Genomic DNA, 13192 nt, shown 5'->3' with positions numbered 1-13192 from the left:
CGACCCCCTGCACTCAGCACACGGCGATGACGCCTGTTCACACCGATGGGATGGAATAGCGGAGATGAGACCACTCTGGCGAGCGCTCGGCGGCGTTGTCGCCCTACTGGGAGCGCTTCTCGTGGTGACGCCCGCACATGCGGCCGCCACCAGCGGGAACCTGATCGTGAACGGCGACGCCGAAGCGGGCTACTGCACCACCGACTGGACCGCGGCGACCACCATCCCGGGCTGGACGGTGCTGTCCGGCAGCCCGGACGTCGTCTGCTACTCGGCGGGCTCCTTCGGCCATCCGGCGAGCCCGGCACCCGGCACGGCGTTCTTCGCCCCCGGCAACCAGGGTGACGGTGCGATGGAACAGGCCGTCGACGTCTCCTCCGCCGCGGGTGCGATAGACGGCGGCGGCGTGAGCTACAACCTGTCCGGCTGGCTGGGCGGTTGGACCACCTACGCGGGCCACGTCCAGGTCTCGCTGCAGTTCCAGGACGGTTCGGGCCGGCAGCTCGGCGCGGGCGCCGTCCTGCCCACCGTCTCCGCCGCCGACCGGTCCAACGCCACCTCCTTCCTGGCCCGCAGCAGTACCGGCGCCGTCCCGGCCGGTACCCGCTCGATCCTCGTCGAGGCGCAGTTCCTGCAGAGCTCCGGCGAATCCGGCTACCTGGACAACCTGTCGCTCACCCTCTCCACCCCCGTCACCGCGGCCGGCCTCACCCCGCCGGCCTCCAAGGTGCCCGGCTACGACCACGTCTTCACGGTCATGATGGAGAACACCGACTACACGGCGGTGATGGGCGACCCGGCGGACACCCCCTTCATCCACAGCCTGATGGCCCAGGGCGCGTCCATGGCGAACTACCACGCCGTCTACCACCCCAGCGACGAGAACTACCTCGCCGTCGCCGGCGGTGACACCTACACCACCGGCGCCACCTACTGGCCGCACATCAACTCCCCCGGCACGCACCTGGGGGACCGGATCGAGGCCGCAGGCAAGACCTGGAAGGCGTACGAGCAGGGCATGGGCACCCCCTGCAACACCACCACCCAGTACGACTCGTACTACGAGCCGGACGACGCGCCGTTCATCAACTACACCAACGTCAGCGGCAATCCGGCCCGCTGCGCCGCCCACCTCTTCGACACCACCCAGCTGACCACCGACCTGCAGAGCGCGGCCACCACCCCGGCCTTCTCCTGGATCGCCGCGGACGACTACTACGACGGCGAGGCCTCCGGCAACGGCAACTCCACCAGCCTCAAGACCCAGGACGGCTGGCTCAAGCAGACCCTGGCCCCGGTCATGCAGTCCCCGGCCTGGACCACGCAGAAGTCCCTGCTGATCCTCACCTGGGACGAGGACACCAGCAACCCCGACAACCAGGTCGCCGCGATCGTCGTCGGCTCCCAGGGCACCGTGCCGGCCGGAACCACCAGCGCCACCCGCTACGACCACTACAGCACCGCCCGCACCATCGAGGCGGCGCTGGGCCTGCCCGGTATCACCGCCAACGACACCTATGCGACACCGCTGAACGACGCCTTCGTCCCCTCCTCGACCCCCGCTCCGACCAGCGCCCTGACCACCGCCACCCCGACCGTCCCCAACGGGTCGAGCGTCACCTTCCAGTACTCGGCCCCGGCCGCGAGCACCAGCTCGACCAACTGGATCGGCATCTACCCGACCGGTGTGACCCCCGGTCAAAAGGCATCTCTGACCTGGCAGTACGCCCCGAACGGCAGCGGCAGCCTGACCTTCGGCACCGGGAGCCTCTCCGGCCCCGGCACCTATGCCGTCTGGTACCTCTACAACAACGGCTACACGGCACTGGCGGGCCCGCTGACGCTAACCGTCAGCTGAAGCACCGTAATTGACGTAACATCGGACACGCGTTGTGCTCAGCCCCCGGTCGCCCGCGGCCGGGGGCTTCGCCGTACCGGCCGGCCGCCGTCGCCGGGCACGGCTGGTCTCCGGGAGGCGGGCGAGAGCGCCGCGACCGGGTGCGGGGAGCTTCGGCGTGGCGGACCGACGAGGCGCCCTCCCGTCGGGGGCCGGGAGAGCGCCGTCATCGACCTCCGCCGAAGTCTGCCGGGGGAACCTGAGGAATCGATGAGGAGAAGGCGGAGCGCCCCCGGAGGAAGGGGTGCCGAACGCCTCGCGCTCCGTTCGGAGCCCCGGTGCCGGTAGCCGTTGAGGCACCGGAGCGCCGCCGGGTACCAGATGCTGTGACGAGGGTGCCGCAGGCCCCGGAGGCGGTCGGGCCCGAGCCGTCCCCGCGCGGGCCGCGTACGGCTCGGCGGGCGGAGTCCCGGGCGTTCCGCCGGACGTCGTCCCACGCTGCCGGGGCGGTGGCAGCCCGTGCGCAGGTCCTGCGGATGATCTTCTAGGATGTCGGCCCATGACGGAGACACGGGGAACAGGGCCGCAGTGGAGCGGTGAACCGCTGGTGACCGCGGTACCGCAGCCGGACTGGGCGGCACTGGCGGAGCGTCATGAGCAGGAGGTCCGGCGCCGCAAGCAGATCCGGATGGTCGCGGCGGGTGTCGCGGCCACCGCGGCGGTCGGCGGCATCATCGCCACCGTGGTCCAGGTCAGCGGTACGGGGGAGAAGACGGCGCACGCCCCCGCCACGGCGGTCAACCGGATCGGCGGGGGACAGAGCGCCTCGACCGGCCCCGGCGCTTCCAGCACTGCCCCCGGTGAAGAAGTCTCACCTTTCGCCGCCGTCTCCGCCTCGGCCACGGCCGGGGGTCCGAGCACCGGAGCGTCGCGGTCGGCCGCTCCGGCGGCGGGGGCCTCCTCGGCCGCACCACCGCCACCGGCCCGGACCCCGAGCGCCACCCCCAGCCCGAAGGAGTCGCAGACACCGCCGCCGGCCGCGGCCAACCCGTACAGCGCCGCCAAGGTGTGCGGTGGCGGCTACCGGGTCGTCGACTCGCACAGCCTGGGCGGAGCCAGCGTGTACCTGCTGTTCAACGCCGCCACCGGCAGCAACTGCGTCGTCACGCTCCCGGACCACCCCGGTGGCTCGGTCGCGATGAACGCGACCCTGGCCGTCCAGGGCAAGGGATCGGCGAGCGACCCCGGCAGCTTCACCTACTACGCGGGCCCGGTCACCGAGAACGCTCCCAAGAGCTGCGTCCAGTGGGGAGGTTCGTACCAGGGCGCTTCCTGGACCAGCGGCTGGAGCCACTGCGGCTGACCGAGCGGACCGGCCGCCGACCCCGCCCGGGCGAGCCGGACCGGATCCGGCGTTCGCCGAGACCACCGATCGGGCCAGGGTCTGCCGGGGACACGACCGTTTGAGCCCGTGCGGCACCGCGCCCGGCATATGTTCGGGGGACCGACTGACCGACCATCAACGAGGTGACCCCATGAGCGACCCGCAGACCGTCCTGCTCACCGGCGCCGCCGGACTCGTCGGCACCTTCCTCCGCGCCCGGCTGCCCGAACAGGGCCACCGGCTGCGCCTGTTCGACCGGGTCCCGATCCCCGGGGAGCCGGACGCCGTCACCGCCGACGTGCGCGACGCCGCCGCACTGGCCGACGCCATGCGGGGGGTGGACGCCGTCGTCCACCTCGCCGGGATCGCCACGGAGGCCCCGTTCCCCGACATCCTCGGCAGCAACATCGAGGGCACCTACCACGTGTACGAGGCCGCCCGCCGGACCGGGGTGCGGCGGATCGTCTTCGCGAGCAGCAACCATGCCGTGGGCTTCACCGGGCGTCCGCCCGCGGGTGAGCCCGTCGGAGTGGACACGCCCCAGCGCCCCGACACCTACTACGGCCTGTCCAAGTGCTTCGGGGAGAACCTCGCCTCGCTCTACGCCGACCGGCACGGGATCGACACCGTCTCGCTGCGGATCGGTTCCTGCTTCCCCGAGCCCACCACCGTCCGGATGCTCAGCACCTGGCTCAGCCCCGACGACTGCGCCCGCCTGGTCCACGCCGCACTGACCGCCCCGGTCTCTGGCCACCAGGTGGTGTACGGCATCTCGGCCAACTCCCGCGCCTGGTGGGACCTGGAACCCGCCCGGCGGCTCGGCTACCGGCCGCAGGACGACGCCGAGGAGTACGCGGCCGGGCTCCTGGCCGAACACGGCGAGCTCGCCGAGGACGACCCGGACCACCGCTACATCGGCGGGGCCTTCACCCGGATGTGACGGACGAAGACCCCGGGCCGCCGGGCCACGGCCACGGCTACGGCCGCGGGCACGCCACGGCGAGGCCGGCGGCCCGGGCCGGGCGGACGTCGGGTCGGGCCGCGGCGACCGGTGCGCCGCGGACGGCGAGGAAGGCCGCGACCGCCTCCCGGGCGAAGCCCGGAGGCGGTGCCGTCCGCGGGCCGGGGATGCCCGGACGCCGCCCGGGAGCGCTCTGCGCGGCGCAGCCGCCGGAGCCGCCGGAGCCGGCGAAGCGGTGCCGGTCCACCGCGGCCTGCGCGGCACGGGCCAGGGAGCGCCGGGTGGAGTGCCGCCCGGCGGGGATGCGCGGCAGCGGGACCACCTCCGCGCACAGACCGCGGACGGCGACCACCCGCCGCAGCGACGAGAGCAGCCCGTCCTCGCCCACGAACGCCGGTGTGGTGGTCGGCGCCCCGTCGGCCAGCCGGTAGCGGATCACCACCGGCTGGACGGGCACCCCGGCGTCGATCGCGGCCTGGAAGAGCGCGGGCCGGAACCGGCCGCCGCTCCGTCCGCACCAGGTGCTGCCCTCGGGGAACACCACCACCCGCTCGCCCCGGCGCAGCGCGGCCGCGACCTCCCCGACGGTGCCCGGCAGCGCGCGCAGCCGGTCCCGGTCGATGAAGACCGTGCCGCCCCAGGCCGCGAGCGGGCCGAGCACCGGCCAGCTCCGTACCTCGGTCTTGGCCAGCATGCGGCCGGGAAACGCCGTCGCGATCAACGGGACGTCCAGCCAGGAGACATGATTGGCCACCAGCAGCTCTCCGCCGCCGTCCGGGGGCGGGACGGCGGGCCGGATCCGGACCCCGAGGGTGGTGACGATCGTGCGGGCCCAGCAGCGGACCAGCCGTTCTCCCGCCCCTCGGCCCCGGCCGCGCAGGACCGGGGCGAGGGCGACCCCCACGACGAGGACGGACGCGCAGCCCGCGACCCGGAGCAGCCGGCGCGCGACGCCCACCACCGGCCACGGCGGGGCCACGCACGACTCGGGCGTACAGGGCGGGCACGGCAGCCAGACACCCGTGTCCTCGTGCTCGCTCACGCGGGCGCTCCGGACAGGAAGTGCCGTAGGTAGCGCGGGTCGGTCCGCTCCAGTGACAGCAGCACGTACAGATCCGCCACGCCGAAACCGGGATCGTGCGCGGGCATCCCGCAGACCTGGGCACCCAGCCGCAGGTAGCCGCGCAGCAGCGGCGGCAGCCCGGCCCCGGCGGGCCGGGGAACGCCGGTGGGATCCCACGGCCGGTGCGGGGTCACCCGGTACTCCTCGGGCCCGAGGTACCTGGCCCGGACGGTGTCCCAGACCGACGCCGCCAGGCCGCCGCCGTCGGCCAGCGGTACCGAACAGCAGCCCGCGATCCAGGTGTTGCCGCTGTTCACCAGGTACCGCGCGATTCCGCCCCACAGCAGGTTGACGACCGAGCCGTCGCCCCGGTGGTCCGGGTGGATGCACGAGCGGCCGGTCTCGACCAGGTCACCGCGGATGCCGGCCAGCCGCGAGAGGTCGAACTCGGTCTCCGCGTACAGCCGGCCGGCCCGGACGGCCTGCGCCGGCCGCAGCAGCCGGTAGGTGGCCACCACCGTCCCGGTCTCCAACTCCCGTACCAGCAGGTGGTCGCAGTACTCGTCGAAGGCGTCCACGTCCAGGCCGGGCTCCGGGCTGTCGAGCACGGCTCCCATCTCCTCGGCGAACACCTGGTGGCGCAGCCGCTGCGCGGCACGGACATCGGCTCCGTCCTCGGCGAGGGAGACGGAGTAGCCCGGCAGTCCCCGGCGCCGCGACGCGGCCGGGACGCCCTGGGCGGGGGTCGACGAACTGGTGGAGGGCACAGCGGTCATGGCGAACTCTCCGGGGCGGTAAGGACAGAGGAGATCGAGTCCGGTGGTGGTCGGGCTCACGACGGCTTGCTCTGCTATGTGTCCCCGCCCCGGCCGGCATCGAGATGGCCAACTGACGGAGCCGAGATGTGCACCCGTTGAACGGCTGCCGCCGGCGGACCGGGCCCTCCTCCGCGGGCCGTCCTTCCCGGACCGGCGGCCCGGTCCGCCGGGTTCCCGGTGGTGCCGGAGGGGCTGGTGGGCGATGGTGGGACGCGGCTTCCGGCGCGGCCGCCGCCTTGCCGGCCGGGCGGTCCGGAACGGGAACCATCGTGCTCCGCATGGCGTGTACATCGCGTGACGGCTACCGACACGAACCTGCGTCTGCGTGCCTGTCCACTGGGCACCTGGGAGATCGCGCACGCACTTCCGCACCCCGCTCTGCGCCCCGGGGTGATCGGATACCGGGGTCTGAGGATCGCCCTGGACCGCCCGCGTCGTCGGCTGGAAGCACCCGTCGGCGCGGCGACGCTGTTCCTCGCCTTCGAGGACCATCCCATCACCGTGACCCGGGTGGGGAGCAAGCGGCCGCCGGTCACCCTGGTGTCCGTGCTGGCCGGGCTGTACACGGGCGCGCTGCTGGCCGTGCACGGCGGGCGGCTGTGCGGCGTCGAGGTCAACTTCGCGCCCTGGATGGCGTTCACGCTCTTCGGCGTGGACCAGTACGAGCTCTCCGGGGGCCCCGTCGACCCGCTCGGGCTGCCCGGCAACCGCATCCGTACCCTGACCGACGCGCTCGCCGGGACCCCGGACTGGGCGGCCCGGTTCGAGCTGCTCGACCTCACCCTCCGCCGGTGGGCGCGCATGGGCCCGCCGCCGTCACCGCAGGCCGTACGGGCCTGGGCCGAGCTCACCCGGACCGCCGGAACCATGCCGGTGCCGCAACTGGCCGCTGAAGTCGGCTGGAGCGTAAGACAGTTGGAGAACGGTTTCCGGGAGCAGATCGGACAGCGGCCGAAGGCGGCCGCGCGTGTGCTGCGGATCCAGCGCGCCCGGCGACTGCTCGTCTCCGGTGAGCGGGCGTCGATGGTCGCGGCGCGCTGCGGTTTCTACGACCAGGCCCATCTGTGCGGCGAGTTCAAGACGATGACGGGGTGCACCCCGAGGACGTTCACGGCGGAGCGGGCCAGGGGCCGCGGCGGCCCGCCGGTGGTGGACCGCCTGCCCGGGGAGGTCACCAGCCTGGTGCTGGCGGGCTGAGCCCGGTGCGGGTGGGCGGCGCCGGGCAGGGGACCGGTGGGCCGGGCTTGAGCGGACGAGTCTGTTCGGATGCGATCAGTCCGCTTCTGTGCGTTTTCTTCCAATACGGCGTGGGGGGCGGCAAGGCAGGCTCTTCGGCAGGGCGTTGTCCGCCACAACGTCGTCAAGGAACGGGGGAAGACGACATGTCCGTACGCAAGCGCACTCTCGTCGCGACGGGCGTCGCCGCCATCAGCGCGGCCGCGCTCCTCATGGCGCCGGCGGCCCAGGCCGCGGAGCACCGGGCGCCCCTCAAGGTGCCCACCAAGCACAAGACCGTCTACGTCTTCGGTACCAACGTCCACCTCAGGGAGGCCCCGCGGACCAGTGCCATCGTGCTCGCCACCGTCTCGCACAAGCACCTGTGGGACTGGTGCCAGACCGACCGGAACACCACGCCGGTGAAGACCCCGAAGGGCGGCACCAACCGGTGGTGGAGCATGGTCACGCTGGTCGGCGGCAGCGACTTCGCGTACGTCAGCAACGTGAACCTGCAGAGCAGCAGCCAGAAGATCGCCGGCGTTCCGGACTGCTGAGGGAGGCCGACGATGTTCCGAACCGGTCGCACACCGGCGGCGGCGGCGGCCGCCCTGCTGTCCCTGGTCTGCTTCGCCGGGGTGGCCGACGCGGCCACGCCGAGCGCCGCCACGACCACCGCACCCGGCGCCGAGTCCCCGCGGGCGGCCTGCGCCTTCTACGACGGTCGCGCGCTGACCGTCTACGGGGACCACGGGCCCAGGGTCTCCCAGGTCCAGTGCCTGCTGGCGAACCGGAAGTACCTCCCGTGGCGCGACGTCAACGGTGTCTTCGGCAAGACCACGCTCGCCGCCGTGAAGAAGTTCCAGGCCAAGCGCGGTCTGCCGGCGAACGGCAGGGTCGACGCCGGAACCTGGGCGGCGCTGTACCGATGACGCCCGCCGGCAGGGCCCGCTGACGGGGTTGCGGGAGAACGGGTGACGGGCCGGGCTCCGGTCCGTCACCTCCGCATGCCCGGGGGCGAGGAGCGGAGGCGGATGCCCGTCCTGCCCGGTACCGGGCAGGGGAGTTGCCGGCCTCCGGGGCTTCGACGGCGGATGGGCAGAGCCGCGGCCCCGTCCGGAGCGGGTCGCCGCGTCAGCGGCCGGGCCGCCTTCGGTGCGCCTCGGTGCGCGGAATCGGCGGGAACCCAGGTATCGCAGGGCGCGTGGGACGGCGGAGCGGGCGGCGGCAACGGCCGCGGAGCAGCTGCTGAGGGCAGGGGCGGCGCTTCAGCGGGCGGCGGCCACGCGTGATCTTCGGGTCGTCCGCCGGGTCGACCGGGAGGTGCACCGATCGCGCGCCGTGCGCGGTGGCCCGGCGGCTTCCCGCCGAGGGTGGCGGACGGTGCGCTGATCCCGGCCGGGCGGCACGCCGTCGCCGACCGGTCGGCCCCCGGGCGGCGGTTCAGGGGGTCGGCAGGTCGGCGTACGGCTCGAGGGCGGGTTCGTCCGCCGCCGTGATGAGCGCACGCAGCGCCCGTACCAGCTCGGAGCGCTGATCGGGAGACAGCCGCGCCACGATCTTGGCGATCTCGCGGTGCCGGTGGGCCAGGACCTCGTCCACCAGCTCGTGGCCCTTCGCCGTCAGACGGAGGATGACCTCACGCCGGTTGTCCGGATTGGTCTGGCGGTCGACCAGGCCCAGGGCCTCGACCTTGTCGATCGTGCGCATGGCGGTGGACGGGTTCACCGCCAACGCGCTTGCCAGAACGGCGAGTTTGACCGGGCCCTGGTTCTTCAGGACGACCAGGGTCCGCAGCTGGGGCAGGGTGAGCGGAGCGTCGGTGTCGGCCAGGGTGCGGGCGGACAGCGCCACGAAGAGCCGCGACGCGGTCATGACCGCGTCGATGACCTCTTCCGTGTCGTGGGAGAGACCGTCTCGTCCGCCCTCGGGCCGGTCCGGGTGAGAGTGCGCGTCCTGTCCCATGCCGCCCTTTATATCGCTTGTGTCGCTTGCGGCGAGCGGCCGCTGGGGGCGCACCGCGCCGGTCGGGCGGGACGGCCTCGCTGAACTTCGCATTGGGCAATCATGGAACAGGCCCTGGTCCTGGCGGGCCCCCGGGCCGGTGCCGCGGTGCCGCGGTGCCGGAGCGGCCCGGGAGGGTCGGCCGGGCCGGTACCGGTATCAGGCCGGTTCCGGGAGGGTCGGCCGGGCCGGTACCGGTATCAGGCCGGCGGCTCCGCTCACCGAGCGGGCTGGACGCTCGCGATGTCGTGGATCCCCGCCGCCGCGAGGCCGTCGAGGATCAGCGTGCTCGCCGTGGTGGGGGCGATTTGGATGATCTCGTACCGGGCCAGGCCGGAGTCGGCGAAGGGGTCGGTGCGAGTGATCTCCCGTAGCTCCTCCAGACCGTCTCCCAGGGCCAGGATGAAGCCGCCGGTCCGGGGAACCTGCCGGCCGGAGAGGAGGAAGCGCCCTTCGCGGTAGTGGCGTTCGAGGTACTCCCGGTGCGCCGGCAACAGCGCGTCGATCTCCTCCAGGCTGCCGAGGTAGGTGAGGGTGAGGATGAACACCGCGTGCTCCGTTCTACCGTGATCGGTCGTCGTCAGGGCCGTGCCCGACCCCAGCGAACCTCCCGGAGTGCCGGGACGTCCATGAGTTCCGGCCGAAGGGGCGGTAGGCGGGAGCGAACGCCGCAGGTCATCGCGGGTTCAGGGGTCAGTAAGCTGCCGAGGACACCGACCCGCCGCCCAGCTCGGGGAGCACCGTGGAACTGCGTCAGCTTCGCTACTTCCAGGCCGTCGCCGAAGAGGGCAATCTCACCAGGGCGGCCCAGCGGCTGTACCTCAGCGGGCCCACGCTCAGCCAGCAGATCCGTCTGCTGGAGAAGGAGCTGGGCGCCGCGCTCTTCGAACGCGGTGCGGGCGGAATGGCCCTGACACAGGCCGGGCTCGCCCTGCTGCCGGAGGCGAAGGCCGCGCTGGACGCGGTGGAACGAGCGCGTCGTGCGGTCGAGTCGGCCACCCGTACGGAGCCCGTGGTCCTGAGGGTCGGGGTGCCGGCGGGTGTACCCGCAGCGCTGGTCAGGTGCGTGCGGGAGGCCGGTGCGGCCCTGCGGCAGGCCGGTTCGGGCGAGCTGCCGCCCGTGCGGATCCGCTTCCTGGACGCCTCGACGGCCGAGCAGCTCGACCGGCTCGCCGACGGCGACCTGGATCTCGGCCTGCTCACCGCCCCGTTCCCGACGGCGGGCCTGCGGACCCTCACCGTGTGGCAGGAGCCGATGGGGGTGGTGATGGACCGCCTCCACCCGCTCGCGCGGTTGGACGCGGTCGGCTTCGGCGATCTGGAAGGGCAGGAACTCATATGGTTCCCAAGGGAGTTCGCGCCTGGCCACCATGACGAGGTGCTGGCCGTCTGCCGTCGCGGCGGGTGGGATCCGCGGCTGCGCCCGGGATCGGGACGCCGCTCGGTCTTCCAGACCCAGCTCACCTGCGGCGAGCCGGTCGTCGCCGTACAGGCCGCCTCGACGGCGGCGGACGACCCGGCCCTCGTCTGGCGGCCGTTCGTACGGGACGCTCCCAGCCTCACCCTGGCCGCCGCCTGGCGCGCCGCGAACACCGATCCCGTCCTCCTGGAGCTGGTCGCCGCACTGCGGCGGCACCGGTCGGCGCCAGGCCGGGCACTCGGCGCCGCACCGGACGAGCGGGCGTACCCGGCCGGTGGCCGACCCTGATCACTCCCGAGCCCTCGGCCCGTCCCCGGGGGAGGCCGGTGGACCGCGAGCGCCGAGACGGCAGCGCCAGGCGGTCCCGCGGTGCCGGGACGGCCGCGTAAGCCTCAGGGCGGCACCGGTCGGGCCGGCCGGTGAACGAATTCGCCGTCGGGGGAGCGGACGGCGGCTGCGCGAGCCGCCGGGCGGCCCCCGGCGCAGGTCCGGTCGCCTGCCGGAAGGCGGGGCGATGACCACTCGGATACAGTCGGACGGAACACCGTGATCTCCGCCCGGGGCCGCCCGCACCGGCAGCCCGTGGACGCGGACCGGTACCGCGACGTGGCCGGTCCGCCCACCCGTCGGCGTGTGCGACCTCGGGCACACCGCAGGAATCCCGGCTCAGGCGCGGCCCGTACCGGGACCTGCTCCCTCCGATGAGACAACCGTCGATCCGCGCTCATCACCCGATCTCCACCGCGCGGTGACATGGTCAGAGGTGGGCACTATGGGCTGGCTCGCGTTCGCGTACCCCGAGGCCCGCGACACCGGCGCGGAGCCGTCGGCCGCCCCAGCCGGGCGGGCCGTCGTGGTGACGGGACGAACCCCGCGGGCACCGCTGCGGACACCGCGGGCGGCAGCCGACCGGGGCGCTCCCGCGCGCCGGTCCGATCCACCGCCGGCCCGCCGTACGGAGTACCGGCGGTGTCACCCATGAGCGCGTCGGCCACCGGGCGGTACGGCACCGGGCGGCGGGCCTCACTGGTGGCCGTCGTCGCGACCGCCGACGACCTCGATGGTGCCCGGCTGAGCGGCCTCGCCCCGACGGCCGACGGACTGGAGATCCGCGCCGACCTGGTGGGCGACCCCGAACCCCGGCGGCTGCGGAGGCTGTTCAGCGGCCCGCTCACCTACACCCTGCGCTCCCGCCGTCAGGGCGGGAGCCACGACGGGACACCGGTGGAGCGGCGAGCCCGGCTGCTGCGCGCCGCCGCCCAGTACGACCTGGTCGACCTGGAGTGGCCCGACGACCTGGTACCGGAGCTGACCAGCCGCATACCCCCGCGGCAGCGCCGGATCTCCTGGCACGGACCGGAGCGCGCGACCGGCGGCCCGCACGCCCTGTTCGGCGCCATGGCGGTCGTACCCGCGGCGCTCTACCTGCTGGTCTTTGAGGGCCCGGCACCGGCGCCCGGCCTGCTCGCCGCCCTCGGGCGGTCCGATGTGACGGCCTTCGGCACCGGTGAGGCCGGTCTCTGGACCCGGGTCCTGGCTCCGTGGCTGGGCGCTCCGGTGGCCTTCGGCAGGGTGGGCGGAACCGGCGCGGACGGGATGCCGCCCCTGCGTCGGCTCGTCGCGGACTACGGCCTGCCCGCGCTTCCCCGACTGGACGCCCTCTACGGCATCGCCGGCCCCTCGTCCGGACGCTCACTCGCGCCCCGGCTGTACAACGCGGCCCTGCGCGAGCTGGGGCTGCCGGCCCTCTACCTGCCGTTCGCGACCGACTCGCTGCCCCGCCTGCTGCGGAGCGCGGCCGTCCTCGGCCGGTGGACCGGCCTGCCGTTGCGCGGACTGACGGTGACCGCCCCGCACAAGGAGGACGCGGTGGGCCTCGCCGACCGGGTCGCCCCCTCGGCACGCGGAGCCGGAGCCGCCAACGTCCTGCGGCAGCAGGACGGCCGCTGGTACGCCGACACCACCGACGGCGCCGCCGTCCTGCACGCCCTGGCCTGGGCCGGGGTCGACCCGACGGGGCAGCGCGCGGCCGTGGTCGGCTGCGGGGGCGCGGGCCGGGCCGCCGCCCTGGCGCTGCACCTGGCCGGAGCCTCGGTGACCCTGGTGAACCGAGGCCGGGCCCGGGGCCGCCAGGCCGCCGCGCTTACCGGCCTGCCCTTCGTACCGCTGGCCGGCTTCTCCGCCCGGGGCTACTCGCTGCTGGTCCACGCCACACCGCTGGCCGACCGCGTGCCGTTCCGGCTGGCGGCCGCGGCCCCCGACACGGCCGTCCTCGACCTGGTCTACCGGGACGGGCCCACGGCGCTGGCCGTCTCCGCGAGGTCCCACGGCCTGCCGGCCATCGACGGCCGGGAAGTGCTGATCATGGAGATGCGGGAGCAGTTCCGCCTGCTGACCGGACGGCAGATGCCACTCGGCCCGGAGCTCTGCGCCCTCGGCACGCGCCGGCGGACCGAAGCCCGTCCGCCCGGCAACCGGTGAGATGAGGAG

The 13192-nt window shown here is 74.0% G+C and carries 12 protein-coding genes; 8 read left to right on the top strand and 4 right to left on the bottom strand.

Annotated features, from left to right (window positions below):
• Positions 1 to 64: 64 nt before the first annotated feature.
• The 3 genes from ACSMTC_RS02860 to ACSMTC_RS02850 all read left to right on the top strand — a co-directional run bounded on the left by ACSMTC_RS02860 (position 65) and on the right by ACSMTC_RS02850 (position 4161).
• Positions 65 to 1858, top strand: a complete 1794-nt coding sequence (locus tag ACSMTC_RS02860; RefSeq protein WP_436558035.1) for an alkaline phosphatase family protein — start codon at positions 65 to 67, stop codon at positions 1856 to 1858.
• Positions 1859 to 2396: 538 nt separating this feature from the next.
• Positions 2397 to 3200: a hypothetical protein gene (locus ACSMTC_RS02855; protein WP_436558034.1), complete on the top strand. Its 804-nt coding sequence runs from the start codon at positions 2397 to 2399 to the stop codon at positions 3198 to 3200.
• Positions 3201 to 3372: 172 nt separating this feature from the next.
• Positions 3373 to 4161 (top strand): NAD-dependent epimerase/dehydratase family protein, encoded by a 789-nt coding sequence (locus ACSMTC_RS02850; protein WP_436558033.1) that lies wholly within the window; start codon positions 3373 to 3375, stop codon positions 4159 to 4161.
• A gap of 37 nt (positions 4162 to 4198) precedes the next feature.
• Here ACSMTC_RS02850 and ACSMTC_RS02845 read toward each other — a convergent pair whose 3' ends face one another.
• Both ACSMTC_RS02845 and ACSMTC_RS02840 read right to left on the bottom strand, forming a co-directional pair.
• Positions 4199 to 5224: a lysophospholipid acyltransferase family protein gene (locus ACSMTC_RS02845; RefSeq protein WP_436558032.1), complete on the bottom strand. Its 1026-nt coding sequence runs from the start codon at positions 5222 to 5224 to the stop codon at positions 4199 to 4201.
• Complete coding sequence (locus ACSMTC_RS02840) at positions 5221 to 6021, bottom strand: GNAT family N-acetyltransferase (protein ID WP_436558031.1); 801 nt, start codon at positions 6019 to 6021, stop codon at positions 5221 to 5223. Before ACSMTC_RS02840 ends, ACSMTC_RS02845 begins: the two co-directional genes overlap by 4 nt.
• A gap of 336 nt (positions 6022 to 6357) precedes the next feature.
• Between ACSMTC_RS02840 and ACSMTC_RS02835 the strand changes: the two genes are divergently transcribed.
• The 3 genes from ACSMTC_RS02835 (at position 6358) to ACSMTC_RS02825 (ending at position 8210) form a co-directional block, all read left to right on the top strand.
• Positions 6358 to 7260: a helix-turn-helix domain-containing protein gene (locus ACSMTC_RS02835; protein WP_436558030.1), complete on the top strand. Its 903-nt coding sequence runs from the start codon at positions 6358 to 6360 to the stop codon at positions 7258 to 7260.
• A gap of 185 nt (positions 7261 to 7445) precedes the next feature.
• A complete protein-coding gene (locus ACSMTC_RS02830) occupies positions 7446 to 7835 on the top strand; it encodes a hypothetical protein (protein WP_436558029.1) in 390 nt (129 codons plus the stop codon).
• A 12-nt stretch (positions 7836 to 7847) separates the two neighbouring features.
• Positions 7848 to 8210 (top strand): peptidoglycan-binding domain-containing protein, encoded by a 363-nt coding sequence (locus ACSMTC_RS02825; protein ID WP_436558028.1) that lies wholly within the window; start codon positions 7848 to 7850, stop codon positions 8208 to 8210.
• A gap of 511 nt (positions 8211 to 8721) precedes the next feature.
• On the opposite strand, the gene ACSMTC_RS02820 is transcribed toward ACSMTC_RS02825, so the two are convergent.
• The gene (locus tag ACSMTC_RS02820; RefSeq protein ID WP_436558027.1) at positions 8722 to 9243 is read right to left on the bottom strand and encodes a MarR family winged helix-turn-helix transcriptional regulator; all 522 of its coding nucleotides are present in this window, start codon (positions 9241 to 9243) and stop codon (positions 8722 to 8724) included.
• A 257-nt stretch (positions 9244 to 9500) separates the two neighbouring features.
• A complete protein-coding gene (locus ACSMTC_RS02815) occupies positions 9501 to 9830 on the bottom strand; it encodes a YciI family protein (protein ID WP_436558026.1) in 330 nt (109 codons plus the stop codon).
• A 194-nt stretch (positions 9831 to 10024) separates the two neighbouring features.
• On the opposite strand from ACSMTC_RS02815, the gene ACSMTC_RS02810 reads away from it, so the two are divergent.
• Together ACSMTC_RS02810 and ACSMTC_RS02805 are read left to right on the top strand one after the other, a co-directional pair.
• Positions 10025 to 10990, top strand: a complete 966-nt coding sequence (locus tag ACSMTC_RS02810; protein ID WP_436558025.1) for a LysR family transcriptional regulator — start codon at positions 10025 to 10027, stop codon at positions 10988 to 10990.
• A gap of 690 nt (positions 10991 to 11680) precedes the next feature.
• Positions 11681 to 13183, top strand: coding sequence for a type I 3-dehydroquinate dehydratase (locus ACSMTC_RS02805; protein ID WP_436558024.1), 1503 nt, complete (start codon positions 11681 to 11683; stop codon positions 13181 to 13183).
• Positions 13184 to 13192: the final 9 nt, after the last annotated feature.

Origin of the sequence: Kitasatospora sp. HPM-01-4 (genome assembly GCF_051374625.1) — a bacterium.
In the GTDB taxonomy this organism is placed as follows: Bacteria; Actinomycetota; Actinomycetes; order Streptomycetales; family Streptomycetaceae; genus Kitasatospora.
This window is presented reverse-complemented; position numbering and strand designations above follow the sequence as displayed.

Excerpts from the sequence above, each read along its gene's own strand:
- ACSMTC_RS02840 (WP_436558031.1), bottom strand. The coding sequence starts at position 6,021 with ATGACCGCTGTGCCCTCCACCAGTTCGTCGACCCCCGCCCAGGGCGTC.
- ACSMTC_RS02860 (WP_436558035.1), top strand. The coding sequence starts at position 65 with ATGAGACCACTCTGGCGAGCGCTCGGCGGCGTTGTCGCCCTACTGGGA.
- ACSMTC_RS02850 (WP_436558033.1), top strand. The coding sequence starts at position 3,373 with ATGAGCGACCCGCAGACCGTCCTGCTCACCGGCGCCGCCGGACTCGTC.
- ACSMTC_RS02855 (WP_436558034.1), top strand. The coding sequence starts at position 2,397 with ATGACGGAGACACGGGGAACAGGGCCGCAGTGGAGCGGTGAACCGCTG.
- ACSMTC_RS02825 (WP_436558028.1), top strand. The coding sequence starts at position 7,848 with ATGTTCCGAACCGGTCGCACACCGGCGGCGGCGGCGGCCGCCCTGCTG.
- ACSMTC_RS02830 (WP_436558029.1), top strand. The coding sequence starts at position 7,446 with ATGTCCGTACGCAAGCGCACTCTCGTCGCGACGGGCGTCGCCGCCATC.
- ACSMTC_RS02805 (WP_436558024.1), top strand. The coding sequence starts at position 11,681 with ATGAGCGCGTCGGCCACCGGGCGGTACGGCACCGGGCGGCGGGCCTCA.
- ACSMTC_RS02820 (WP_436558027.1), bottom strand. The coding sequence starts at position 9,243 with ATGGGACAGGACGCGCACTCTCACCCGGACCGGCCCGAGGGCGGACGA.